The 25,728-nt window shown below is 73.3% G+C and carries 16 protein-coding genes; 9 read left to right on the top strand and 7 right to left on the bottom strand.

What is annotated here, in order from left to right; translation table 11 throughout:
• Positions 1-57: 57 nt before the first annotated feature.
• The gene (locus tag ABT299_RS22285; RefSeq protein ID WP_190854502.1) at positions 58-945 is read left to right on the top strand and encodes a sulfotransferase; all 888 of its coding nucleotides are present in this window, start codon (positions 58-60) and stop codon (positions 943-945) included.
• 251 nt (positions 946-1,196) lie between these two features.
• Here the strand turns inward: ABT299_RS22285 and ABT299_RS22290 are convergent, their stop codons facing one another.
• A complete protein-coding gene (locus tag ABT299_RS22290) occupies positions 1,197-3,008 on the bottom strand; it encodes a right-handed parallel beta-helix repeat-containing protein (RefSeq protein WP_500251855.1) in 1,812 nt (603 codons plus the stop codon).
• Positions 3,009-3,065: 57 nt separating this feature from the next.
• Positions 3,066-3,647 (bottom strand): hypothetical protein, encoded by a 582-nt coding sequence (locus ABT299_RS22295; protein ID WP_387023064.1) that lies wholly within the window; start codon positions 3,645-3,647, stop codon positions 3,066-3,068.
• Between the two features lie 142 nt (positions 3,648-3,789).
• Between ABT299_RS22295 and ABT299_RS22300 the strand changes: the two genes are divergently transcribed.
• The 3 genes from ABT299_RS22300 (at position 3,790) to ABT299_RS22310 (ending at position 10,807) form a co-directional block, all read left to right on the top strand.
• Complete coding sequence (locus ABT299_RS22300) at positions 3,790-7,050, top strand: LamG-like jellyroll fold domain-containing protein (protein WP_500251856.1); 3,261 nt, start codon at positions 3,790-3,792, stop codon at positions 7,048-7,050.
• A gap of 208 nt (positions 7,051-7,258) precedes the next feature.
• The gene (locus ABT299_RS22305) at positions 7,259-8,902 is read left to right on the top strand and encodes a PQQ-binding-like beta-propeller repeat protein (protein ID WP_500251857.1); all 1,644 of its coding nucleotides are present in this window, start codon (positions 7,259-7,261) and stop codon (positions 8,900-8,902) included.
• A 276-nt stretch (positions 8,903-9,178) separates the two neighbouring features.
• On the top strand, positions 9,179-10,807 hold the full coding sequence (locus ABT299_RS22310) for a PQQ-binding-like beta-propeller repeat protein (RefSeq protein ID WP_500251858.1): 1,629 nt from the start codon (positions 9,179-9,181) through the stop codon (positions 10,805-10,807).
• 105 nt (positions 10,808-10,912) lie between these two features.
• Here the strand turns inward: ABT299_RS22310 and ABT299_RS22315 are convergent, their stop codons facing one another.
• Together ABT299_RS22315 and ABT299_RS22320 are read right to left on the bottom strand one after the other, a co-directional pair.
• Complete coding sequence (locus ABT299_RS22315) at positions 10,913-11,830, bottom strand: phosphotransferase (protein ID WP_387023056.1); 918 nt, start codon at positions 11,828-11,830, stop codon at positions 10,913-10,915.
• A gap of 4 nt (positions 11,831-11,834) precedes the next feature.
• Entirely contained in the window at positions 11,835-12,965 is a 1,131-nt protein-coding gene (locus ABT299_RS22320) for a DUF1972 domain-containing protein (protein WP_190854488.1), read from the bottom strand.
• Positions 12,966-13,126: 161 nt separating this feature from the next.
• On the opposite strand from ABT299_RS22320, the gene ABT299_RS22325 reads away from it, so the two are divergent.
• From ABT299_RS22325 to ABT299_RS22335, 3 genes are read left to right on the top strand one after another with little or no spacing between them, the layout of a single operon-like run.
• Positions 13,127-14,287, top strand: a complete 1,161-nt coding sequence (locus ABT299_RS22325; RefSeq protein ID WP_500251859.1) for a glycosyltransferase family 4 protein — start codon at positions 13,127-13,129, stop codon at positions 14,285-14,287.
• An 18-nt stretch (positions 14,288-14,305) separates the two neighbouring features.
• Positions 14,306-15,955, top strand: a complete 1,650-nt coding sequence (locus tag ABT299_RS22330; protein ID WP_387023053.1) for a GumC domain-containing protein — start codon at positions 14,306-14,308, stop codon at positions 15,953-15,955.
• A gap of 23 nt (positions 15,956-15,978) precedes the next feature.
• Positions 15,979-17,433: a lipopolysaccharide biosynthesis protein gene (locus ABT299_RS22335; RefSeq protein ID WP_500251860.1), complete on the top strand. Its 1,455-nt coding sequence runs from the start codon at positions 15,979-15,981 to the stop codon at positions 17,431-17,433.
• On the opposite strand, the gene ABT299_RS22340 is transcribed toward ABT299_RS22335, so the two are convergent.
• The 3 genes from ABT299_RS22340 to ABT299_RS22350 form a co-directional block, all read right to left on the bottom strand.
• On the bottom strand, positions 17,410-18,348 hold the full coding sequence (locus ABT299_RS22340; protein WP_500251861.1) for a sulfite exporter TauE/SafE family protein: 939 nt from the start codon (positions 18,346-18,348) through the stop codon (positions 17,410-17,412). The genes ABT299_RS22335 and ABT299_RS22340 overlap by 24 nt on opposite strands.
• 152 nt (positions 18,349-18,500) lie before the next feature.
• On the bottom strand, positions 18,501-19,970 hold the full coding sequence (gene cysC, locus ABT299_RS22345; RefSeq protein WP_500251862.1) for an adenylyl-sulfate kinase: 1,470 nt from the start codon (positions 19,968-19,970) through the stop codon (positions 18,501-18,503).
• A gap of 106 nt (positions 19,971-20,076) precedes the next feature.
• Positions 20,077-21,042 carry a class I SAM-dependent methyltransferase gene (locus tag ABT299_RS22350; RefSeq protein WP_500251863.1) on the bottom strand — a complete coding sequence of 322 codons (966 nt, stop codon included), beginning with the start codon at positions 21,040-21,042 and terminating at the stop codon, positions 20,077-20,079.
• 217 nt (positions 21,043-21,259) lie between these two features.
• Here ABT299_RS22350 and mfd point away from each other — a divergent pair, with 217 nt between their 5' ends.
• On the top strand, positions 21,260-24,880 hold the full coding sequence (gene mfd, locus ABT299_RS22355) for a transcription-repair coupling factor (protein WP_500251864.1): 3,621 nt from the start codon (positions 21,260-21,262) through the stop codon (positions 24,878-24,880).
• Between the two features lie 87 nt (positions 24,881-24,967).
• A complete protein-coding gene (locus ABT299_RS22360; protein WP_500251865.1) occupies positions 24,968-25,636 on the top strand; it encodes a hypothetical protein in 669 nt (222 codons plus the stop codon).
• The last annotated feature ends 92 nt before the right edge of the window (positions 25,637-25,728 follow it).

Raw genomic sequence — 25,728 nt, forward strand, 5'->3', positions numbered from 1 at the left:
CGGGCTCGTTAAAGACGAGACCAAGAATACGGGCGCCGGGCCGGTAATCTGTCCGGTGTGAATCGAGGGACTCTTCCCGGCCCGGTCGTCGCCGCGGGCCGCAGCATGATCCGTGGGTACGGGATGAGCACGGCGGCGCTGCGCCCCGGCCCCGACTTCCTGCTGATCGGGGCGAAGCGCGGGGGCTCCACCTCGCTGTACTACACGCTGCTGGAGCATCCGCAGGTGATGCCGCTGTTCCCGAACGCGCGGCTGCTGCCCAAGGACAACCACACCAAGGGCGTGCACTACTTCGACTCCAACTACGACAAGGGCGCCGCCTGGTACCGGTCGCACTTCCCCGCGTCCGCGCGGCGGGCCGGGAAGGTCGTGGGCGAGGGGTCGCCGTACTACCTGTTCCATCCGCTGGCGGCGGAGCGGGCGGGGCGGGACGTCCCGGACGCGAAGATCCTGCTGGTGCTGCGCGACCCGATCGAGCGGGCGTTCTCGCACTACCGGGAGCGGCGGCGGCAGAACGCCGAGGACCTGCCCTCGTTCGAGGAGGCGCTGGCCGCCGAGGCGGACCGGCTCGCCGGCGAGGAGGAGCGGATCGTCGCCGAGCAGCCCGGCTACACCAGCTACGCGCACGAGCAGCAGTCGTACCGGGCGCAGGGCGAGTACGCCCCGCACCTGCGGCGCTGGATGAAGCACTTCCCGGCGGAGCGGTTCTGCGTGCTGGCGGCGGAGGAGTTCTACGCCGACCCGCAGGGCGCCTGCGACACGGTGGCGCGGTTCCTCGGGCTGGAGCCCGCGCCGCTGCCCCCGTCGGCGGTCAAGGTGTGGAACGCGGCGCCGAGCCAGGACCTGGCCCCCGCGACCCGCCAGGCGCTCGCCGAGCACTACGCCCCCTACAACGCCGACCTGGAAGCCCTCCTGGGCCGCGAGTTCCCCTGGACGCGACCTTAACCGCGAGCCCGAGCGCCGGCCTCAGCAAGCCTGAGCGCCGGCCTCAGCAGCGTGTCTGAGCGCCGGCCCCAGCCCGTCACCCCAGCCGTCGCGGACCTCAAGCGTCGCGATCGCGTGCGAAGCCGGATTCGAGCGAAGCGAGAATCCGATCGCGCAGCGAGCCCCCAGGGCGAGTCGGAGCGATGCCGCGATCGCACGCATCGCCCGTTGAAGGGAGGGCCCCCAGGGCCCGACCGCCAAGGGCGATGCAATTAAAACGCGCCGATGTGGCGGGTTCCGGTGGGCTTGCCGACGAGGGCGGCGATCGGGGCGGGGAGGGGGAGCGCGTTGCCGGCGTCCGCCTGGGCGGCGAGGCCGCGCTCCAGCTCACCGTCCGGCCCGGCGGCGGTCGCGGCGGTCTTCAGCACGCCGCGCGCCTCCTGCCCGGTCTCCGACCGGAACCGGCCGAGGTCGCCGAAGTCGGTGGTGCCGCCGGAGCCGCGCGCCCACCGGACGAGGGTGCTCGGGCCGCCGCCCGGGCGGACGTAGACGTTGCCGTTGACGGTGACGCCCATCTGGCCGCCGCCGCGCTGGTGCGTCCCGTCCTCGACGCACAGCAGGCAGGGGGTGCCCGCGCGGGCGTCGGCGAGCGTGTTGTTGCTGATGACGATCTTGGAGACGCGCCAGGTCATCGCCGGGTCGGCGGTCTTCTGCCGGGGGTCGCGGCCCGCCGCGTGCGGGTCGGACGGGCTGCGCGGGTCCTGGGCGAGGTGGATCGTGCGGCCGTTTCCGGACAGCGAGTTGTTCCAGATCTGGACGTCGGAGGTGTTGTTCACCTTCACCCCGTCGCCGGCGTTGTCGCCGATGACGTTGCCGGCGACGACCGCCTTGGCGCTCAGCTCCAGCGAGACGCCGTGGTCGGCGTTGCGCAGGATCCGGTCGCCGGTGAGCGTGATGTCGTAGACGGACTCGTCCATCCACACGCCCTTGCCGAGGTTGTCGGCGAACACGCCGCCGGTCACCGCGACCTTCCGGGACCGGGTCACCTTCACGCCGCCGGAGACCGGCGAGTACTTGAAGCGCTCGACGTTGTTGCCGGTGCTGCGCACCGCGTCGAGCCGCAGGTCGTCGGCGTAGTTGGCGTGGACGCCGAGCATGCCGTTGCCGGTCGTGGTGACGTGCCGGACGCGGGCGTGCGCGGCGAGCACGCTGAGGCCGGTGGTGGCCGACTCGTTCACCGCGACGTTCTCGACGGTGACGTCCGGCGCGGTGACCTTCACGCTGCCGAGCTGGGGGAGGGACGTGGCGTAGCGGCGCACCCCGAGGCCGCGCAGCCGGGACCCGGCGCCGCCGATGGTGAGCGCCTCGGACAGGGTGCTGGCGCGGACGTCGTGGCCGCGCGGGTCGGTCCCGAGGTAGAGCCGGTGGGACGCCTCGTCGACGTAGAAGGTGCCGTCCTTGACGTCGCCGCGCGACCCGACCTGCTTCTGCGGGACGCCGTCCAGCCACACCTGGTCGGGGTGCGCGGCCATCGGGTGGTCGGGCGAGACGAACCGGAAGTCGGAGTCGCCGCTGGCGCGGGCGCCCGCCGTGTAGGTCGGGCTGTTGTCGAACCGGGTCGTCCAGCCCTCGTGCACCCAGGCGCGGTTCCCCTGCCGCCAGCCGCCGACCGGCGAGCTGCCGTCGAGCCAGACGGCCTCGCGCGGCGCGGACTGGACGGTCAGGCGCTTGCCGCCGGGGACGGTGACCGACTCGTGGTAGACGCCGCCGCGCAGCACGACCGTGCCGCCGGAGCGCGCCTTCGCGACCGCCTTGGCGAGCGTGCGCAGCGGGTGCTTCCTGGTGCCGTCCGCGCCGTCGCTCCCCGTCGGGGACACGAACAGCGCCCCGTCGGGGATCTCGTAGGCGGTGGACCCGACGGGCGCGGCGCCCGGCGCGCCCGGCACCGGGACGGTCTCCGGGGCCGGGTCGTGGCTCTGCGGCAGCTGCCAGCCGAGGAAGCCGACGCCCGCGATCACCGGCAGGGCGAGCACCTTGACGATCATCGCGCGCTGAGCGGTGCGCGACCGGTTCGAGCCAGACATGTCACGACCCTTTACCCCCGGGGAACGCTGGAACCACGAACGTACCTCGCGGAACCGTCAGTTGTGGAGGGCGCCCGCGAACAGCGCGGTCTTGTGCTGTGCGTCGAACTTGACACCGACCATGACGGACTTGTAGCCGGTCGACGGCAGGTCGAAGGCGTAGGACGCCGACTTGGTCCCGCCCGCCGGGACGGTCCCGTAGAAGTCGTTCAGGTTGGCGTAGGAGGTGTGCTGGGCCCGCGTTTTCTTGGCCCCGTAGACGGCCGTGACCTGCACCTTGTTGAGGTCGAGGGGCTTGCCGGAGCCGTTGGTGAACTTCAGCGTGAAGATGGTGAGCACCTTGCCGGTGAGCTCGCCGGGCCCCTGGTCCTTGTTCTTGACGTAGCGGATGTTGCTGATCGCCACGCTGACCTTGTCGTCGTAGGTGACGGGCTTGCGCAGCCCGCCGGACGACTTCAGCGCGGCGGAGCCGGGCGCCGCGTTGGCCTGCTCGGTCGGCTGCTCGCTCGGCGGTGGGGGCGGCGTCGGGTCGGCCGCCTTCTTCTTCCCGCCGCCGCATCCGGTCAGCGCCAGCGCGAGGGCGAGGACGGCACCCGTCGCGGCGAGATGCCTGTGCGGACGCGCTCCCCGATCGGACATCCGGCTCTCTCCTCATCGGTATCAGTGGAAAACGAAAAACGAAGTTCCAGGGCAGAACAGTGTAAACAGGAATCCCGGGATTACCCTGCTCTCACTCCGGGACCGAGGGGGCCGCCGGAGATGATCGGCAGGGGATCGCTCAGTGGGATCTGTACTTTCGCACCGGCGCGCGCCGCGCGTCCGTAAAACGGCGATAGCCGTCTTCACCGCTTTCGCGACGGCGCTCGCCGGCGCCGCCGCCATGCCGGCCGCACCCGCCTCGGCCGACACCGACCCGCCGGCGGGCACGCCGGCCACCGTCAGCGCGGATCCGCTCCCGACCGCGCAGGTCAACGGGGTCGTGTGGAGCATGACCACCGTCGGCAGCACCGTCTACGCGACGGGGAGCTTCACCAAGGCGCGCCCGCCGGGCGTCGCGGAGGGCGGGGCGGGCGAGGTCGCCCGGCAGAACATCCTCGCCTTCGACCTCACGACCGGGAACCTCATCTCATCCTTCGACCACTCGCTGAACGGGCAGGGCCTGCGGATCGCGGCCTCGCCCGACGGCAAGCGCGTCTACGTCGGCGGCGACTTCACCGCCGTGGACGGTCAGACCCGCAACCACGTCGCCGCCTTCGACACCGCCACCGGCACCCTCGACACGTCGTTCGCTCCCTCCGTGTCGGCCAAGGTGCGCGCGATCGCCGCGACGAACTCGACCGTCTACCTGGGCGGGAACTTCTTCAACGTGAACGGCAAGTCGCGGACGCGGCTCGCCGCGGTGCAGGCGTCGAACGGCGCCAACATCGACGCGTGGCGGCCGACCGCCGACGACGACGAGGTGTTCGCCCTCGCGCTGTACGGCGACCGCGTGATCGTCGGTGGCCGGTTCCAGCAGCTGAACGGCGAGAAGCACGTCGGCATCGGCGCCGTCGACGCGGCGGGCGGCGGGACGGTGCCGTGGAGCAGCACGCCGATCCCCGCCAAGCAGGGCAGCAGCCTGTTCTCCTACGTGACGGACCTGTACGTCTCCGGCGACACCGTGTACGCCGGCGCGGACGGCGAGGGCTGGCACTGGTTCGACGGGCGGTTCGCCGCCAAGGCCGCCACGGGCGACCTGGTGTGGCTGGACAACTGCTACGGCGCCACCTACGGCATGTTCGTGCAGGGCCAGTCCGTCTACAGCGTGTCGCACGCGCACGACTGCACCTCGCTCGGCGCCTGGCCCGACACCAGCCCGCAGACGTTCCAGCGGGCGCTGGCCGAGACGACGGCGGCGACCGGGACCGACCACGGGAGTCCGAGCGTCGGGAGCAGCTACAGCAAGCAGCCGATCCCGAGCCTGCTGCACTGGTTCCCGAGGCTGGCGATCGGGTCGTTCACCCAGCAGTACCAGGCGGCGTGGGCCGTCACCGGCAACGCCGACTACGTCGCGATGGGCGGCGAGTTCCCGAGCGTGAACGGGAAGGCGCAGGCCGGGCTCGTCCGGTTCGCGGTGAAGGCGAAGGCGCCGAACAAGACCGGCCCGCAGGCCGGCGACCTCGGCACCCCGACCGCGACCGCGATGGCGGACGGCAGCGTCCGCGTCGGCTGGAAGACCACCTGGGACATGGACAACGCCTCGCTGAAGTACGAGGTGCTCCGCGACGGCGGCACGACGCCCGTCGGGACGGTCGACCGGACATCGACGTTCTGGGACGAGCCGAACGCCGCCTACTTCGACGAGACGGCGGCGCCGGGCACCGCGCACACCTACCGGGTGCGGGCGGTGGACGCGGCCGGGAACGCCGTGACCAGCGCCGCGTCCGACCCGGCGACGGCGGCGGACGGCACGCCCGGCCCGTACTCGGACCAGATCAGAGCGGACGGGGCGCAGGCGTACTGGCGGCTCGGCGAGGCGAGCGGCCCCGCGTACGACTACGCCGGCTCCAACGACCTCGCGCTCGGCGCCGGCACGACGCGCGGCCAGGCCGGCGCGGTCTCCGGCGACGCCGACAAGGCGGTGGGCTTCGGCGGGTTCCTCGGCTCGTCGGCCGGAAGCGGCGCCGCGTCCACGCCGGGGGACTTCAGCGTCGAGGCGTGGGTGAAGACGGCGTCCCGCAGCGGCGGGAAGATCATCGGGTACGGGGGCAGCGCGTCCGGCAACAGCTCGTCCTACGACCGGCACCTGTACATGACCAATGACGGCCGGGTCGTGTTCGGCGTCTACCCGGGCGCCGCGAAGACGGTCCAGAGCGGCGCGGGGCTGAACGACGGCGCGTGGCACCACGTCGTCGGGACCCTCGACGGGAGCGCCGGGATGAGGCTGTACGTCGACGGCGAGCAGGTCGCGGCCGACGGCGGCGTCACGTCGGCGCAGAGTTACGCGGGCTACTGGCGGATCGGCGGCGACAACCTCTCCGGCTGGCCGAACCGGCCGTCCAGCGACTACCTGAACGGGACGATCGACGAGCCCGCGGTGTACCCGCGCGCGCTGACCGCCGACCAGGTCTCCCGCCACCAGGGCCTCGGCACCGGCACGGTGCGGCCGAACCAGCCGCCCGCGGCGGCGTTCACCTCGTCGTGCGACTCGCTGGCCTGCTCGTTCGACGGGTCCGCGTCGTCGGACCCCGACGGGACGGTCACCGGCTACGCGTGGGACTTCGGCGACGGGACGGCGGGGACCGGCGCGCAGCCGTCGCACGTCTACGCGTCGGCGGGCGACTACACCGTCAAGCTCACCGTCACCGACGACAAGGGCGCGACCGGCGAGGTCGTGCACACGGTGAAGGCGACGTCGGCGGTGCTGGCGTCGGACGCGTTCGGGCGGACGGTCACCGGCGGCTGGGGCACCGCCGACGCGGGCGGCGCCTGGAGCAGGGTCGGCTCCGGCGGCGTGCTGTCGGTGGGCGGCACCGGGCAGATCGAGATGCCGGCCGCGAAGAACGACGGCGGCGCGAACCTGAACGCGGTGTCGTCGCAGGACACCGACCTGACGTTCACCGTCGCGACCGACAAGGAGGGCACCGGCAACGGCGTCTACGTGTGGGCGATCGGGCGGCGGGTCGCCGGCCAGGGCGACTACCGGGCGCGGATCAGGCTGCGCCCGTCCGGGGTGGTGTCGTTGCAGCTCAGCCGCACCGACGCGAGCAACGCCGAGACGGCCGTCGGCACCGAGCAGACCGTGGCGGGCGTGACCTACCGGCCCGGTGCGCCGCTGCGCCTGCGCCTCCAGGTGACCGGCGGGTCGCCGACCGCGCTGAAGGCGAAGGTGTGGGCGGACGGCACCGCCGAGCCGGACTGGCAGGCGACCGGCACCGACGCGACGGGCGGCCTCCAGGCCGCGGGCGCGGTGGGGGTCCGGGCCTACCTGGCGGGCAACTCCACCAACGGGCCCACGGTCGTGTCGATCGACGACCTGCGCGCGTCGCGGGCCGCGGGCTGACGACCGGCGCGGAGAGCGCCCCGGGGCCCGCGCCCCGGGGCGCTCTCCCGTGCCGCGCCGAAGATCGGGATTCCCCCGGTCAGCCAGCGAAAGCGACTTCGGTCACGATTTCATAAGGGGCCGGATGTATCGGATTGGCGGCCCAATAGGATCCGTGCACCGGAGTGGCCGCGAGTGGCCACCGGGCCAAGGCTAGGGGATCCGACTCGTGAGAGCTCTTCTGCGACAGCGCCGGACGACGGTCCGCGCGGGCCTGGCGGCGGCCGCCGCCCTCTCGCTGGCTGGCGCCGTGTTCGTACCGGCCGGTCCGGTCGCCGCCGACACCGACCCGCCGTCCGGGACGCCGGCCACCGTCAGCGCCGACCCGCTGCCGACGGCGCAGGTCAACGGGGTCGTGTGGAGCATGGCGACGGTCGGCAACACCGTCTACGCGACCGGCAGCTTCACCAAGGCGCGCCCCGCGGGCGTCGCCGAGGGCGGCGCCGGCGAGGTCGCCCGGGCCAACATCATGGCGTTCGACCTGACGACCGGGAAGCTCAGCACCACGTTCGTGCACACCCTCGACGGCCAGGGCCTGCGGATCATCGCGTCGCCGGACGGCAGCCGGGTGTACGTCGGCGGCGACTTCACCCAGGTCGACGGCAAGGCGCACGGCCACCTCGCCGCGTTCGACACCACGACCGGCGCGCTGATCGACTCGTTCGCGCCGAACGTGCACAACCGGGTCCGCGCGATCGCCGCGACCGACTCGACCGTGTACGTCGGCGGGAACTTCTTCAACGTCAACGGCAGCGGCCGGACGCGGCTGGCGGCGGTCAAGGCGTCCGACGGGTCCAACGTCGGGACGTGGCGGCCGACCGCCGACGACGACGAGGTCTACGCGCTCGCGCTGTACGGCGACCGCGTGCTCGTCGGCGGCAAGTTCCAGAAGCTGAACGGCGAGACCCACGTCGGCATCGCCGCGGTGAGCGCGAACAACGGCGGCACGCTGCCGTGGAGCAGCCGGCCGATCCCCACGAAGCTCGACAGCAAGCACTTCTCGTACGTGACGGACCTGCGCGTCGACGACGGCATCGTCTACGCCGGCGCCGACGGCGAGGGCCTGCACTGGTACGACGGCCGGTTCGCCGCCAAGGCCGACACCGGCGACCTGGTGTGGCTGGACAACTGCTACGGCGCCACCTACGGCGTCTACCCCGTGGCCAACGAGGTCTACAGCGTCTCGCACGCGCACGACTGCACCTCGCTCGGCGCGTTCCCCGACACCAGCCCGCAGACCAACCACCGGACGCTGTCGGAGACCAAGGCCGCGACCGGCACCGACCGCGGCGCGCCGGGTACCAACAGCAACTACAGCCGGCAGCCCGTCCCGAGCCTGCTGCACTGGTTCCCCAAGCTCGCCATCGGGTCGTTCACCCAGCAGTACCAGGCGGCCTGGGCGATCACCGGTAACGGCGGCTACGTCGCGATGGGCGGCGAGTTCCCGAAGGTGAACGGCAAGGCGCAGGCCGGGCTCGTCCGGTTCGCGGTGAAGGCGGACGCGCCGAACAAGGTGGGCCCGGAGACGGCCGACCTGAAGGCGCCGACGGCGAGCCTGCGCAGCGGCGGCATCCGGGTCTCGTGGAAGACCACCTGGGACATGGACAACGCGACGCTGAAGTACCAGGTGCTCCGCGACGGCGGCACGACCCCGATCGCGACCCTGGAGAAGTCGGCGTCGTTCTGGAACCCGGCGACGCTCACCTACACCGACACGAGCGCCCCGAAGGGCGCCCACACCTACAAGATCCGCGCGGTCGACCCGAACGGGAACGCCGCGACGAGCGCGGCGTCCAACTCCGTCCGGCGGTGACGGCGTCCCGGGCGACCGGGACGGCGACGCGTGAAAGCGCCCCGTGGTTTACACCTCGGGGCGCTTTTCTATTTCCGGAATTGGCCATACTGCGCTGAGCAGTCGGTATCAAGCGCTCTGTAAGCGATTTCGATCACGATTTCCCAATTCCGCGGATGGACGGCGCCCGGCGGCCACTAAGATCTCCAGACCGGAGTGGCCGAGGGGGCCACCGGGGGTCACGTGCTTTAGGGGAACCGACTCGTGAGTGCTTCTATCCGACAGCGCCGTACCGGCGTGCGCGCGAGCCTGGGGGCGGCCGCCGCCCTCGCGCTGGTGGGCGCCGCCCTCGTCCCGGCCGGACCGGTCGCGGCCGACACCATGCCGGCCTCGGGCGTGCCCGCGACCGTGAGCGCCGACCCGCTGCCGACCGCGCAGGTGAACGGCGTCGTGTGGAGCATGGCGACCGTGGGGAACACCGTCTACGCGACCGGGAACTTCACCAAGGCGCGCCCCGCCGGCGTCAAGGCGGGCGGGGCCGGCGAGGTCGACCGCGGCAACATCATGGCGTTCGACCTGACGACCGGGAAGCTCAGCACCGGCTTCGTGCACACCCTCGACGGCCAGGGCCTGCGGATCATGGCCTCGCCGGACGGCAAGCGCGTCTACGTCGGCGGCGACTTCACGAAGGTGGACGGCAAGGCGCACAACCACCTCGCCGCGTTCGACACCGCCACCGGCGCGCTGATCGACTCGTTCGCGCCGAACGTGAAGAACCGCGTCCGCGCGATCGCCGCGACCGACTCGACCGTGTACATCGGCGGCAACTTCTTCAACGTCAACGGCAAGTCGCGGACGCGGCTCGCGGCGGTGAAGGCGTCCGACGGCTCCAACATCGACACCTGGAAGCCCGCGGCCAACGACGACGAGGTCTACGCGCTCGCGGTGTACGGCGACCGCGTGATCGTCGGCGGCCGGTTCCAGCAGCTGAACGGCGAGAAGCACGTCGGCATCGGCGCCGTCAGCGCGACCAACGGCGGCACGCTGGAGTGGACCAGCAAGCCGATCCCGACCAAGGCCACCGAGCCCGACAGCGCGGGCAAGTACGGCTACTCCTACGTCACGGACCTGCGGATCCAGAACGGCGTCGTCTACGGCGCGGCCGACGGCGAGCGGTACCACTGGTTCGACGGCCGGTTCGCCGCCAAGGCGAGCAACGGCGACCTGGTGTGGCTGGACAACTGCTACGGCGCCACCTACGGCATCCTGCCCGTCGGCCAGACCGTCTACAGCGTCGGCCACGCGCACGACTGCACCTCGCTCGGCGCCTTCCCGGAGACCGACCCGGAGACGTACCACCGCACGATCGCCGAGACCTTCGACGCGCGCGGCACCGACAAGGGCAAGCCGGGCACCAACAGCAACTACAGCAAGCAGCCGATCCCGCAGCTGCTGGACTGGTTCCCGAAGCTCGGCATGGGCACCTTCACCCAGCAGTACCAGGCGGCGTGGGCCGTCACGGGCAACAGCAGCTACATCGCGATGGGCGGCGAGTTCCCGAACGTGAACGGCAAGGCGCAGGCGGGCCTCGTCCGGTTCACCATCAAGGCCAACGCGGCGAACAAGGTCGGGCCGGAGGCCGGCTCCCTGAAGGCGCCGACGGTGACCAAGACCTCCACCGGCCTCAAGGTGGCCTGGACCGGCACCTGGGACATGGACAACGGCTGGCTGCACTACGAGGTGCTGCGCGACGGCTCGACGACCGCGCTGACCACCGTCAAGCAGCTGTCGAAGTTCTGGGCCGAGCCGTCGATGTCCTTCACCGACACCAAGGCGGCGAAGGGCAAGCACACCTACCGGATCCGCGTGAAGGACCCGCTGGGCAACACGATCACCGGCCCGGCGTCCGCGGCCGTCACCTGGTGACCCGCGCGCACTGACCCCTGACACGAGAACGCGCCCCGGTGGACGTCACCGGGGCGCGTTCGTCGTGCGCGCGGGGTTCCGGGACCGCAGGCCCCGGCCGGGGGCTCAGCCCCGGCCGATGCCCCGCAGGATCTCGCTGAGCCGCGTGTTGAAGGCGGCGTCGTGGTCGCCCGCGGAGCGCTGCGCGACCCGCTTCAGCCAGAACTCCGCCGCCTCCGCGCAGCCGCTCACGTCGTCGCGCCCGGACGGCTTCCCGAACACGGTGGCGTGCGTCGCCTCGTAGTAGACGAGGTCGGCGCCCGGCGGCGCCCACGCCGCGTCCTCCCAGTCGATCAGCCACGGCAGGCCCCGGCCGCAGTGCCGCAGGTTCCAGGCCGTCAGGTCGCCGTGCATCGGCGCCCAGTGGTCCGGGGTCCCGGACGGGCGGGGCAGCACCGCCGCGAGCCGCCGCTGCAGGTCCGCCAGCAGCGGCGCCAGCGCGATCCCGCGCACCGGGCGGGCCGGGCGCGGCGGCATCGCCTCGATCACCATCCAGTGCCATCCGGCGGTCTCGTCGCGGTCCAGGACGCGGGGGACGCGGAAGCCGTCCGCGCGGCCCTCGGGGAACGCCGACAGCGCGCGCTCCTCGCGATCCAGCTCGCCCGGGTCGTCGCGGAGCTTGAGGAACCCGGTGGGGCGCCCGTCGCGCAGCAGCACCGCCGCCAGGCCCGTCCGGGACGCCTGCGGGCGCTCGTAGAGGGCGAGGCCGTCGAACGTGCCGATCCGGTCGACCAGCGTCCGCCACCGCTCGGGCCCTCCCGGCGGCTCCCAGCGGACGCGCGGGCCCGGCAGGACGCGCGGCCCGGCGACCGCCACCGCGCCGTACAGCGCCCACTGGGCGGCCAGCGCGGGCAGCTTCGACCGGGTGAACAGCGAGACGCCGGCGCGGGCACCGCGCCGTGAACCGGCGGGGACCAGGACGTTGCCGGTGCCCATCCGGGGACGGACGAATTCATGACCAGATGTGGTCATCTGCTCGTTCATGTCGTCACTTGCCGCGAATGGTCTTGCGCGTACGGCGACCGGCCACCAGGTCCTCGCACAGCCGCTCGTAGGACGCCGCGACGTCGTCCCACACGTACCGCTCCGCCGCCCGCTTGCGCGCCGCGTCGCCCCGGTCGGCCGCCGCGCCCGGGTCGGCCTCCGCCGCCTCCACCTGCGCCGCCAGCTCCGCCGCGTCGCCGAAGAACCGGCCCGCCTCCTCGCCCAGCACCTCGCGGTTGAAGTTCACGTCGTAGGCCAGCACGGACGCCCCGGCGCCCATCGCGCGCAGCAGCGACGGGTTCGTCCCGCCGACCGAGTGGCCGTGGATGTAGGTGAGCGCGCCCGCGTACAGGGCGTCCAGCAGGTCCTGGTCCCACACGCCGCCCATGAACGTGATGCGCGGGTCGTCGCCCGCCAGCTCCTTCACCTGCGCGGTGTACTCGTCGGCGTACGGCGCCGAGCCGACGACGACGAGCGGCTTCGAGGCCCGGCTGCGCCGGTAGCCCTCCACCGCCAGGTGCACGTGGTTCTCCGGCTCGAACCGGGCCACGACCAGGTGGAACCCGCCCGGCTCGTACCCCGCCTCCGCCAGCTTCCCGGTGTCGGTGCTCGTCAGGATCGGCGCGCCGTACGGGATGAACACCGTGTCGGCGTCGAACCGCTCGCGGTAGTAGTCCTGGATGCCGACGGCGTCGGCGATCAGCGCGTCCGACCAGCGCACCGCCATCGCCTCGGCGGCCCGGTAGTACTTCTGCCCGGTGCCGCTCCACTTGGTGCGCTTCCACTCCAGGCCGTCGACGTGCGTCGCGACCGGGATCCGCAGCGTCCGCAGGATCGGCAGCATCGGCGCGTTCGCCGCGTTGAACAGCAGCGCGACGTCCGCGCCCTCCTTACCGATCTTGCTGCGGAAGGCGTGCAGCACCGACAGCCCGGTGTGGCTGAGCGTCTCGGCCACCTTCTTCTCGATCGCCGGCAGGTACACCAGCCGCATGCCGAGGTACTCCGGCTCCGGATGCCGCTCGCCCCGGCAGTAGACGGTCACCTCGTGCCCGCCGGCCGCGAGCCGCTTGCCGATCTCCTCGACCGCCGTCTCGAAGCCGCCGTACCGCGCCGGCACCCCGCGCGTCCCTACCATGGCGATGCGCACCCTGACCCCCAGCCATTACCGTCACTTTGTGATTGATCCGCACAGATTATGCGGAAGGGGGGTTGCGCGTCCCTGCGGTAAACGACAGTTAATCTGAAGGTTGCGGGAGACTGGTATCCAGGGGGCTGGATCACCAGAAGGAGGGGCAAGTGGCCGAACGGCACGCGAGGTCCGCGGTGGTGCTGGCGCACCCGTCGCCCGATCTCTACGGGTCCGACCGGATGCTCGTGGAGTCGGTGCGCGCGCTGGTCCCCGACCACCGCGTCATCGTGACGCTGCCCGCGGACGGGCCGCTCGCGCCGGTGCTGAGGGACGCGGGCGCCGAGGTCGTCGTCCTGCCCGTCCCGGTCCTGCGCAAGTCGTACATGACGCCGCTCGGCCTCGTCCGGCTGGCGTTCGCCGCGACGCGCGCGCTGCCGAAGGCGTGGCGGCTGCTGCGCCGCGAACGGGCCGCCGCGCTCTACGTCAACACCGTGACGATCCCGCTGTGGCTGCTCGCCGGCCGGCTCGCCCGCGTGCCCTCCCTGTGCCACGTGCACGAAGCCGAGGACGACGTGCCCGGCCCGGTGCGCGCCGCGCTGTCGATGCCGCTGCGGCTCGCCCGCTCCATCGTCGTCAACAGCCGCGCCAGCGCCGCCGCGCTCGGCTCCGCCGGCCGCGGCGCCCAGATCATCTACAACGGGGTGGAGGAGCCGCCGGAGCCGGTCGCGCCGCCGCGCGCGGTGCTCGACGGGCCCGCCCGGATCGTCCTGGTCGGGCGGCTGTCGCCGCGCAAGGGGTCCGATGTCGCGGTCCGCGCCGTCCGATCACTGCGCGATCGCGGCTACGATGCGAACCTGACCCTGGTCGGGAGCGTCTTCCCCGGATATGAGTGGTTCGAGGAGGAGCTGCGCGGCCTCGCCGGCGACGACGGCGCGGTGGCCTTCGCGGGTTTCCGCGCGTCGGTCTGGAATTCGTTCGCCGAGGCGGACATCGCGATCGTCCCCTCGCGCGTCGAACCCTTCGGTAACGTCGCCGTCGAGGCGATGCTCGCCGGCCGGCCGGTCGTCGCCAGCGCCACCCAGGGGCTGGTCGAGATCGTCGCCGACGGCGACAACGGCGTGCTGGTCGACCCGGACGACCCGGACGCCCTGGCGGCCGGGATCGCCCGGCTGCTGGACGACTGGGACGGCGCCCAGGCGATGGCCAAGCGGGCCGGCGCCGACGCCGCCCGGCGGTTCGGCAAGGACCGTTACCACCACGAGCTGCGGGACGCCGTCCGCCGTCTCGCCGGACCCGACGCCGACTTCATCCCGCCCACGGCCTCCTGAGGACTCCAAGAGCATCCGATGACAGCACAGACCCCCGTCACACCGGAGATCAGCCTCGTCGAGGCGGTCTGGCGCTACCGGCTGATGTCTCTCATCATCGTGCTGGCCAGCGTCCTCGCCTCGGTCGCCGCCACCCAGATCCTGTTCAGCGGCGCGACCGCCACCGCGAGGTTCGCCGTCACCGACCCGACGAACAACAACAACGCGCTGCGCATGGGCGTCGTGTCCGGGCAGGGGTACGCCGCGTACACCGCGCAGCGCGCGGCGTTCGCCGGCTCCACGCCCGTGATGGCCCGCGCCGCCGAGATCGTCAAGAGCAAGCACGGCCCGAACCTCACCGGCGAGCAGCTGCGCGGCCGGGTGAAGACCTCCAGCAAGCCGGACGGCGGGGTCGTGGTCGTCACCGCCAACGGCTCCAACATGCCCGAGGCCGCCGTCATCGCCAACGCGGTGCTCCAGGCCTACCAGGACGTCACCGTCTCCACGAACAACAGCAACCTCGACGAGCAGATCAAGGGGCTGAAGGAGCAGGAGACGAAGATCACGCAGCAGATGCAGTCCACGCAGGCGGGCACGCGGCCGTACAAGATGCTGGCGAGCCAGCTCGCGAAGATGCAGTCGGACGAGAGCGGCCTGCTGTCGGCCCGGTCGAAGAACAACGACGGCGTCCAGTTCACCGACACCGCCGACCCGACCGCGCCGACGCCCAGCAAGCTGCCGCAGAACGGCGCGATCGGCTTCGCGATCGGCGCGATCCTGGCCTGCATCGTGTCGTTCCTGCGCGCCTCCTCGCGGCCGCGCGGCCAGGTGCAGGCCGCGCCCGCCGGCGCGATGGGCGGCGTGCCCGGAGGCGCCCCGGGCGGCATGCTCGGCGGCCCCGGGACGCCGATGCCCGAGCTTCCGGCCGGCCGGTCCTACCAGGGCCGCCGGTCCCTCGGCGACGGCCGCGACGACGCGTACCGGCCCGAGGGCTACCGGTCCGACGCCTACGCGGAGGAGCAGCCGCCGCCGCCCGCGCCCGCCCCCGAGCGGGGCCGCGGCCGCCGCGCCCGCAGGGCCGCGCCGCCCTCCGAGCCCGCGGGCGGGCGCGGCTGGGCGCCCGAGGAGGGGCGCGGCGGTCCCGTCGCGCCGTCCGCCTCGGCGACGCAGGCGGTCCCGGCGTCCCCGCCGCCGCTCCCGCCGGAGCGCGGCCGCTCGTCCCGGGTGAACGGCGCAGGCTCGGCAGGGTCGGGCACCCGCTCGTCGTCCGGTCCGCGCGGCACCCGCGTGGCCGGCGGCGCGAACGGCGGCGCGAACGGCAACGGCGCGTCCACCGGGAACGGGGCGGCCGGCCTGCCGAAGGCGCCGCCCCCGGCGGGCAAGACGCCGCGCAAGGGCGCGCCGAAGGGCCGCTCGGACAAGCCCGCGGAGGGCGACAAACGCCCGGCCTCCGACATAGCCGCCGACCTGTGGCCGGACGGCGGTGACCCGACCCGCACCGCCGAGGACCCGCTGTACCTGCTCGGCGGCAAGGTGCCCGGCGCGGACAAGCCGTCGCCCGGCGCCGACAAGCCGGTGGCCGACAAGCCCGTGTCCGACAAGGGCCGGGGCGGCAAGCCGGAGCCGGGCACCGGGGCCGGCAAGGGAAAAGGCGACTCGTCCCTGATGCACTACGACCTGGACAGGTGACCCGGGGGGCTTCGGGACGGAGCGTGAGCACCCCTGAGAGCGCGGTCGAGATGAGCTCGGTCGAGGCGAGCGCGGCCGAGACCGCGATCGACCTTCCCGCCGTGCCCGACCCGGCGCCCGCCGCACCCGCCGCGGGAGGCCGCGGCAAGCGGATGGCGGGGAAGGCCGGCCGGCTGCTCGCGTCCGCGGGCGGCGCCGTCGCCGTGCAGTTCGTCACCGCGGGCGGCAGCCTCGTCGTGCAGTCGCTGGCCGCCCGCACGCTCGGCGCGTCCGGCTACGGCGCGTACGCGCTGCTCTTCTCGATCATCGTCATGATCACCTCGGTGCAGACCAGCTGGGTCGGCGACACCCTCACGGTGTTCGACCGGTTCGAGCCGCGGGTGCGCGGCGCGCTGCTGCTGTCGGTCGGCGGCACCGTGGTCGCCGGCGCGGCCGTGGGCGCGGTCGTCGCGGCCGTCATGCACCTCGCCGGGCCGCTCGGCATCGCGCTGTTCGCGCTCTCGGTGGCGCTGTGGCTGCTGGAGGAGACCGGGCGGCGGATCTTCACCGCGCGGATGGAGTTCTGGCGGCTGACCGTCAACGACGCCTGCTACCTGCTGACGACGCTCGCGGTGCTCGGCGGCTCGCTCGGCGCCGGCGCGGACGCCTCGGTGGAGCTGCTGCTCGCCTCCATGTGCGCGGGGTCGGCGGCCTCGATCCTGCTGGCCCGGGTGCGGCTGCCGCGCGAGGAGTACGCGCTCGCCCCGCTGCGCGGCACCGCGTTCCGGGAGATCCTCGCGTTCTCCTGGTGGCGGTCGGTGCAGGCCGGCATCCGGCCGACCGCGCTGCTGCTCGCCCGCGTGATGATCGCCGGGTTCGCGTCCACCGCCGCGCTGGCCGGGGTGGAGGCGGCGCGGCTGCTGCTGTCGCCCGCGCTGACCTTCGTCAACGGCGCCGGCTGGTTCCTGCTCGGCGACTTCGCCAAGGCGGAGAAGGCCGGCCGGCCGATGCGGGCCCGGCAGGCGGTGCGGGCGTGCGGGCTGATGTCGGGGATCGCGCTCGTGATGAGCCTCGGCGGGATCCTGCTGGTGGGCTGGCTCGGCCCGGTCGTGACCGGCGGCTCGTTCGAGGTGGACCGGGTGGCGCTCGGCGGCTGGGCGCTCTACTCGGTGTGCTTCTCCTGCACGCTGCCGCTGGCCAGCCTGGCGACGGCCCGCAAGCAGTCCCGCTCGGTGTTCGTGATCCGCGGTGTGGAGAGCCTCAGCGGCCTCGCGGTGCTGCTCGGCCTGCTGGCCGCCGACCCCGGGCACGCCGCGATCGCGCCGTACTGCCTGGGCGCGGGCGGGATCGTCTCGGCGGTGATGCTGTGGCGGATGCTGCGCAAGGGCGACCCGCCGCGCGGAGGCGGCGGGACGGTGCCGGCGCCTGCGGGCGCGGAGCCCCGGGAGCCCGGAGCCCCGGCCCGGACGGCGGGATCAGGGGACCAGCTCGTCCGCTGACGCGGGGACGCGCTCGCGGCCGTTCCGGACGCCCGCCGACCGTTCCGTGCGGCGGCGCCCGGCCAGCCAGACGGCGGCCGTCCCGGCGCCCAGCACGACCACCGTCCACGCGATCGGGACGGCGCCGACGTCGAACATCTTCAGCGCGGACGCGACGAGCACCAGCGCCAGCACGCGGCGGATGAGGCCGCCGGGGGCGCGCGAGGAGATCTTCGAGCCGAGGTAGACGCCCGGGATCGAGCCGACCAGCAGCGCGGCGGTGACCTGCATCTGGAAGTCGCCGAACAGCAGGTGGCCGAGCGCGGCGGCGAACACCAGCGGCACCGCCTGGAGCAGGTCGGTGCCGACGAGCTGGTTGGCCTTGAGCGTCGGGTACAGGGCGAGCAGCGCGACGATGATCAGCGAGCCGGAGCCGACCGAGGTGATGCCGACGACGAGACCGCCGACGAGCCCGATCAGCACGGTCGGCACGGGCCGGATCTTGATCTCGGGGGCCTCGCCGTCCGCGGTGCCGGGGCGGTGCCGGTCGCGCCGCGCGAGCACGCCGCGGACGGCCAGCCCGGCGGCGGCGATGAGCAGCGCGACGCCCATCGCCTTGCTGATCAGGTTCTCCACCCCGTCGCCGTGGCCGAGGGCGCGGGCCAGCAGCACGCCGCAGAACGCCGCGGGCACCGAGCCGGCGCACAGCCAGCCGACGAGGCGCATGTTGATGGTGCCCTGCCGGTAGTGCACGGCGCTGCCGACGGGCTTCATCACCGCCGCCGCCACGAGGTCGCTGGAGACCGCGGCGAGCGGACTGACGCCGAAGAACGTCACGAGCATCGGGGTCATGAGCGCGCCGCCGCCCATCCCCGTCAGTCCGACGACGATGGCGACCAGGAACGAGCCGAGGGCCATGGTCCAGTCGAAGTCCACGCGCCTTCACCCCCCTACGGCGGCATGACCTACCTGCTATATAGGAAAACTCGCCTAGTACAGTACGGGACCGCACCCGGGTCTGTTAACCCGGCTGCACCCCAACAAACGCGACTAGATTGACGATCTACGCCTCAAGGGGCCAAAGGGGACTATTCGGTCCGGAGCCAGCCGCCCGCGACGAGCAGCTCGAGGACCCGCCCCACCGCCTCGTCCGGCGGCATCGCCGAGGTGTCCAGCACCAGGTCGGCGTCGTCCGGCACCTCGTACGGGTCGGAGATCCCGGTGAACTCCGGGATCTGCCCCGCCCGCGCCTTGGCGTACAGGCCCTTGCGGTCGCGCCGCTCGCACTCCTCCAGCGGCGTCGACACGTGCACCAGGATGAAGTCGCCCGCCGCCGACACCATCCGGCGCACCTCCGCGCGGGTCGCCGCGTACGGCGCGATCGGCGCGCAGATCGCCACCCCGCCGTGCCGGGTGATCTCCGCCGCGACGAACCCGATCCGCCGGATGTTCAGGTCGCGGTCGGCCTTGGAGAACGTCAGGCCCGCCGACAGCATCCGCCGGACCACGTCCCCGTCCAGCAGCGTGACCGTCCGGCCGCCCCGCTCGACCAGCGCGTCCGCCAGGCCCCGCGCCACCGTGGACTTGCCCGAGCCCGACAGGCCCGTGAAGAACACCGTGACGCCCCGCGAGTGCTTCGGCGGGCGGGCCCGCGCCAGCTCGGCGGCGACCGCCGGCGGGGTGAACCAGTCCGGGACGGGCTCGCCCGCGTCCAGCAGCTCGCCGAGCCGCTCGGCGGTCAGCTCCGCCTGCACGTGGTCGGGCTCGATCCGCGCCACCGGACGCCAGATCTCCACGTCCGCGTCATAGGCCCACGGCTCGGGCACCACGACCGGGATCGCGGTGCCCTCCGTCTCCTGCTCGCCGAGCAGGTGCGTGGCGCCGTAGGCGGCGGCCACGTGCGCGCGCAGGAGCAGATCGCGCTCGTGGTCGCCGCGCGGCGGCAGCGGCACCGGGATGATCCGCGTCCCGTCCGGCAGCTCCTTGCGGACGCCCAGCAGCGCCCGGACGAGCGACTCGTCGTGCTCGCCGCTCAGCAGCGGCAGCACCAGCACCTGCGCGCCCAGCCGCTCGGCGACCTGGCGGACCTGGCCGAGCTGCTTGCGGTGCAGGGGTTCGCGGGCCGCGACCGCGAGGACCGGGCCGTCGACCGGGTCCAGCTCGTCGGGACGGCGGCGCAGCGAGTGGAACGGTCCGTGCGCGGGGGAGCGGAGCGGCTCCAGCGGACCCGCCAGCCGCCAGCCCTGGGACGTCGGGTCCTGCCAGGCCTCCGCGACCTTCAGGACCGCCAGCGGCACGCCCTCCGGGTCCTGAAGGACGAGCCGCTCGTGCGCGGTCAGCTCCTCGGGCACCGCCAGGGTGACCGGGACCGGCCACGGCGTCCCGTCGGCGAGCCGGCCGCCGGCGATCACCATCGCGGCGTCGAACGAGCCGAGGAAGCCGGTCAGCGGCCGGTACACGCCCGCCAGCAGCAGCTCCAGGTCGGCGAGCTCCACCGCGTCCGGAGCCCAGCCGGGCAGGTCGCGCAGCGTGTCGGGAAGGCCGGCTTCGGCGGTCACCGCGGTCTCCGATCCCGCCCGGCGCGCACGCCGGGCCGATGCAGGTCAAGGGTCGATTTTCCGCCAAATTACTGCGGTCGCGCCGGTGCCCGCACCTCCGCCCCCGTCAGATCACCCGGGCGAAGCGGTTCTCCGGCTTGCGGATGACGAGCGTGACGTCGCTGTGGTCTGCGGTGAGGCGGCCCCGGCTGGCCGCCGACACCAGCCGGCACAGCAGGTCGGTGAGGCCGGTTCCGGCCCCGAGCGCGTCGATGGCCTGCCGGGAGGTGTACTCCTCGGCGATCATCAGCCCGCGCATCACGCAGTACCACTGCATGCCCTGCCGGGACGCGACCCGGTCGTAGATCGCGGGCGGCGGCTGGAGCCGCCGGGCCCGACCGTCGCGCGCCTCGGCCGCCGGGGCCCGCCGGCCTTGTCGCGGGGTGGGCCGCTCCCGTCCGGCCGCGTCCGGTGCGTTCGGTGCGTTCGGTGCGTTCGGTGCGTCCGGCAGGGCCACGGCGGTGCCCGCGGGCGGCGGGACGGAGGCGTCCGCCGCGCCCTCCGCCGGGAAAGGCGCCGGGCTCTCGGCGGGGACGCGGGCGTGGGCGCCCCGCGCCGCCCGGGCGGGACGCGGCTTCCGGCGCCGCCCCGAGGCGTGCATCCAGCGCGGCAGGTGCCGGTCGAGGAACCCGAACGCGGTGTTGCGGTCGCGCAGGTGGACCAGCAGCAGCCCGCCCGGCTTGAGCGCCGCGACGAACCGGTCGAGGACCAGTTCGGCGTGCGGGACCCGCTCGACGAGGTAGGTCGCGTGGACGATGTCGTAGGCGCGCGGCGGCATCGGCACCGTGCGGAGGTCGCCGAGGTGCCACTCGTCGAGGTCGGGCCGCTCGCAGGCGTGCGCGCGCAGCTCGGGGGACTCCAGGTCGACCCCGGTCACCAGGCATTCGCGGTCGCCGAGGTCCAGCCCCGCGCCCCAGCCGCAGCCCGCCTCCAGGATGTGGATCCGCTGCAGGGGCTTCTCCAGTGCGTACTGCCTTGCGCGTTCTGAGAAGAGATCGCCGTCGTTGACCGGCGGCGTACGCAGATCGGTCACAGTTTCGCAGCGTAACCGCTCGACTGCGCTCTGTCCGCTATTTGCCTATTCTTGGTAACCGCCGTGTCGCCCTCCGCGACCGGCGGCGGCCTGCGGCGTCGCCAGCGCGAGGGCGTGCGCGGGCGCGTAGTCTGGTACGCGATGCCGGGTCCGCTCACGGATTCCGGTCTTTCGGGCTGCCCTGCCCCTCGGGGTGAATGCGAACTTACGGGCGAAGATGACGCTTTCTGGACTTGTTGACCTTGCGTGCGCCGATCCTGACCTCGAGCGCGCGCTGAAGCGGGCGCGCGTCGACACCGAGGTCGTCGCGCCCCCCGCCACCTGGCCGATCCTCGCCGCGGCGCTGAGCCGCGCGGTCGGCGCGCGCTCCGCCGGTCCCGGCGGGCGGCACGGCGTCGTGCTGGCGGTGACCGCGACGGGCCGCGAGGCCGAGGACCTCACCGCCGCGCTGACCAGCCTGATCGGCGTCGGCCGGGTGGCGCACTTCCCGGCCTGGGAGACGCTGCCGCACGAGAAGCTGTCGCCGCGCTCGGACACGGTCGGGCAGCGGCTCGCCGTGCTGCGCCGCCTCGTCCACCCGGACGCGGCGGACGCGCCCACCGAGGAGGAGGCCCGCGAGCCGGGGGCCGCCGGCGTCAAGGGCGGGGCGCTGGACGTCGTCGTCACGCCGATCCGCGCCGTCCTGCAGCCGATCGTGTCGGGCCTCGCCGACCTGGAGCCGGTCCGGCTGGTGTCCGGCGAGGACGCCGACATGGACGACGCCGTCCGCCGCCTCGTCGACGCCGGGTACCACCGCGTCGACCTGGTGGAGAAGCGCGGCGAGATCGCGGTGCGCGGCGGCATCCTCGACGTGTTCCCGCCCACCGAGGAGCACCCGCTGCGGGTGGAGTTCTGGGGCGACACCGTCGAGGAGATCCGCTACTTCAAGGCCGCCGACCAGCGGTCCCTCGAGGTCGCGCAGGACGGCCTGTGGGCCCCGCCGTGCCGCGAGCTGCCGCTCACCGAGAAGGTCCGCGAGCGCGCGAAGCTGCTGGCCGAGGAGCATCCGGCGCTGGAGGACATCCTCGGCCGGATCGCCGACGGCGACACCGTCGAGGGCATGGAGGCGTTCTCGCCCGTCCTCGCCGAGAGCATGGAGCTGCTCACCGACCTGCTGCCGGACGGCTCGGCGCTGCTGGTGTGCGAGCCGGAGCGGATCCGCACCCGGTCGGTCGAGCTCGTCCGCACCAGCCAGGAGTTCCTGGAGGCCAGCTGGGTCAACGCCGCCGCGGGCGGCGAGGCGCCCATCGACCTCGGCGCCGCCGCGTTCCGGTCGCTGGAGGAGGTCCGCGAGCACAGCACCGAGCTGGGCCTGCCGCGCTGGAGCGTCACCGCCCTCACCCCCGGCGCGGCCGCCGCGGACGCGTCCGACGCGTTCGACCCGGACGCCGCGGGCGAGGTGCTGAACCTCGGCGTGCACGCCGCCGAGGCGTACCGGGGCGACACCACCCGCGTCGTCGGCGACCTCAAGGGCTGGATCGACGCCGGCTGGCGCGTCGTCATGGTCACCGCCGGGCACGGGCCCGCCGAGCGCCTCGTCCAGCTCGTCGGCGAGGAGGGCGTCGGCGCGCGGCTCGCCGACGTGGCCGCGCCGCCCGAGCCGTCCGTCGTCACCGTCACCACCGGGCTGCTGGAGAACGGCTTCACCTGGGAGCCGGTCAAGCTCGCGGTGCTGACCGAGACCGACCTGTCCGGGCAGAAGTCGTCCACCAAGGACGTCCGGCGGATGCCGTCGCGGCGCCGCGGCGGCATCGACCCGCTGCAGCTCAAGCCCGGCGACTACGTCGTCCACGAGCAGCACGGCGTGGGCCGGTACGTGGAGATGGTCAGCCGGACGGTGCAGGGCGCCACCCGCGAGTACCTGATCCTGGAGTACGCCAAGAGCGACCGGCTGTTCGTCCCGACCGACCAGCTGGAGGAGCTGACCCGCTACGTCGGCGGCGAGGCGCCCAGCCTGCACCGGCTCGGCGGCGCCGACTGGCAGAAGGCCAAGTCCCGCGCCCGCAAGGCCGTCAAGCAGATCGCCGGGGAGCTGATCCGGCTGTACTCGGCGCGGATGGCGAGCCCCGGGCACGCGTTCGGCGCCGACACCCCGTGGCAGCGCGAGCTGGAGGACGCCTTCCCCTACGTGGAGACGCCCGACCAGCTCGCCGCCATCGACGAGGTGAAGGGCGACATGGAGAAGCCGGTCCCGATGGACCGGCTGATCTGCGGCGACGTCGGCTACGGCAAGACCGAGATCGCGGTCCGCGCGGCGTTCAAGGCCGTCCAGGACGGCATGCAGGTCGCGGTGCTGGTGCCGACGACGCTGCTCGTCCAGCAGCACCTGTCGACGTTCACCGAGCGGTTCGCGGCGTTCCCGGTCGTGGTGAAGCCGATCAGCCGGTTCCAGACCGACGGGGAGATCGACGCGACGCTGCAGGGCCTCGCCGACGGCACCGTGGACGTGGTGGTCGGCACGCACCGCATCCTGTCGGCGCGGACGAAGTTCAAGAAGCTCGGCCTGGTGATCATCGACGAGGAGCAGCGGTTCGGCGTCGAGCACAAGGAGGAGCTGAAGCGGCTCCGCACGCAGGTCGACGTGCTCGCCATGTCGGCGACGCCGATCCCGCGGACGCTGGAGATGGGCCTCACCGGCATCCGCGAGATGTCCACGATCCTCACGCCGCCGGAGGAGCGGCATCCGGTGCTGACGTTCGTCGGCCCGTACGAGGAGAAGCAGATCGCCGCCGCGATCCGCCGCGAGCTGCTGCGCGAGGGCCAGGTGTTCTTCGTGCACAACCGGGTCCGGTCGATCGACAAGGTCGCGGCGAACATCGCCCGGCTCGTCCCGGAGGCGCGGGTCGCGACCGCGCACGGCCAGATGAACGAGCACGAGCTCGAGAAGGTCATGGTCGACTTCTGGGAGAAGAACTACGACGTGCTGGTCGCCACGACGATCGTGGAGTCGGGGCTGGACGTCCCGAACGCCAACACGCTGATCGTCGACCGCGCCGACATGTACGGGCTGTCGCAGCTGCACCAGCTGCGCGGCCGCGTCGGCCGCGGCCGGGAGCGCGCGTACGCCTACTTCCTGTACCAGCCGGAGCAGCCGCTGACCGAGACCGCGCACGAGCGGCTCGCGACGCTCGCGCAGCACACCGAGGTCGGCGCCGGCATGTACGTCGCGATGAAGGACCTGGAGATCCGCGGCGCGGGCAACATCCTCGGCGCGGAGCAGTCCGGGCACGTCGCGGGCGTCGGGTTCGACCTGTACGTCCGGATGGTCGGGGAGGCCGTCCGGGATCTGAAGGAGGGCGGCGCCGAGCCCGAGGCCGTCGAGACCAAGGTCGAGCTGCCCGTCGACGCGCACCTGCCGCACGAGTACGTGCCGGGCGAGCGGCTGCGGCTGGACGCCTACCGGCGGATCGCGGCGATCACGTCCGAGGACGAGATCGGCGCGGTGCACGACGAGCTGAAGGACCGGTTCGGTCCGCTGCCCGTCCCGGTGCTGAACCTCCTGGAGGTCGCGCGGTTCCGCGCGAAGGCGCGCCGGGCGGGGCTGAGCGACGTCACCGTCCAGGGCAACTTCATCAAGTTCGCGCCGGTGGACCTGCCCGACTCCAGGCAGGTGAGGCTGCAGCGGCTGTACCCGAAGAGCATCCTGAAGCCCGCCACCGACACGCTGCTGGTGCCCGCGCCGAAGACGGCGCCGCTCGGCGGCCGCCCGCTGCGCGACCAGGAGCTGCTGAAGTGGGCGACCGACCTGGTCGAGGCGCTGTTCCTGGAGGTCTCGCCCGCGTCCGCCGGGCGGGGATAGGCTGCACCGGATCGCCGGTTGATCAGGACCACGGCTGTCCCGACGCGCCCGGCGACGCACAGCGACGAACGACGAGACGAGGATTCCGTGCCCGGTAAGTCCGTGAAGGTCGTGGTGGCCGCCGTGGTGGCGGCCGGCGCGCTGGCCGGCTGCGGCGGCCAGACCCGCGCCGGCACCGCCGCCCTCGTCGGCGGCGACCGCATCACCGTCACCTCCCTCGACCACACCGTCCGGGACTGGCGCGGCCAGTTCAAGGACGACCCGGTCGCCAACCAGATCCGGGCGAACTCCAGCGGTCTCGCGCCGGGGCTCGGCGACCAGGAGTCCGAGACGGACATGCAGGGCGCGCTGAGCCTGCTGGTGAACTTCCGCGTCGCCGACCGGGTCGCCCGCAAGGCGGGCGTGTCGGTGCCGGACGGGCTGGCCGACCAGACCACCGCGCTGATGGACCAGCGGGGCGGCGCCGGCTCGATCACGCTGGCCAGCGGGCTGCCGCGGTCGCGCGCCCGCGACCTGGCGCGGTTCATCGCGACGCAGACCGCGGTGATGCAGAAGTTCGGCGCCGACCTGAACAACGCGCAGAGCCCGCTGACCGTGCAGGCCGCGCAGCAGTGGGGCGAGCTGTTCCAGCGGACCGCCGCCGGCATGCACATCAAGATCAACCCGCGGTTCGGCCGGTACAACGCGGCCAAGGTCGACATCGGCCCGGTCGTGTACGACCTGTCGTCGGCGGAAACGGGTACGTCGGACACATGAGCGAAGCGAACCGGGGGGTGCGGGGGGCCGTCCCCCCGCAGGCGGCTCGCATGAGCGGGGCGGACCGGGGGGTGCTCCGGCGGGGGGCGCGC

The organism is Spirillospora sp. NPDC000708 (assembly GCF_040299565.1).
Taxonomy (GTDB): Bacteria; Actinomycetota; Actinomycetes; order Streptosporangiales; family Streptosporangiaceae; genus Spirillospora.

Coding starts and splice junctions, on each gene's coding strand:
- mfd (WP_500251864.1), top strand. CDS start 21,260: ATGACGCTTTCTGGACTTGTTGACCTTGCGTGCGCCGATCCTGACCTC.
- ABT299_RS22295 (WP_387023064.1), bottom strand. CDS start 3,647: ATGTCCGATCGGGGAGCGCGTCCGCACAGGCATCTCGCCGCGACGGGT.
- ABT299_RS22320 (WP_190854488.1), bottom strand. CDS start 12,965: ATGGTAGGGACGCGCGGGGTGCCGGCGCGGTACGGCGGCTTCGAGACG.
- ABT299_RS22315 (WP_387023056.1), bottom strand. CDS start 11,830: ATGAACGAGCAGATGACCACATCTGGTCATGAATTCGTCCGTCCCCGG.
- ABT299_RS22330 (WP_387023053.1), top strand. CDS start 14,306: ATGACAGCACAGACCCCCGTCACACCGGAGATCAGCCTCGTCGAGGCG.
- ABT299_RS22290 (WP_500251855.1), bottom strand. CDS start 3,008: ATGTCTGGCTCGAACCGGTCGCGCACCGCTCAGCGCGCGATGATCGTC.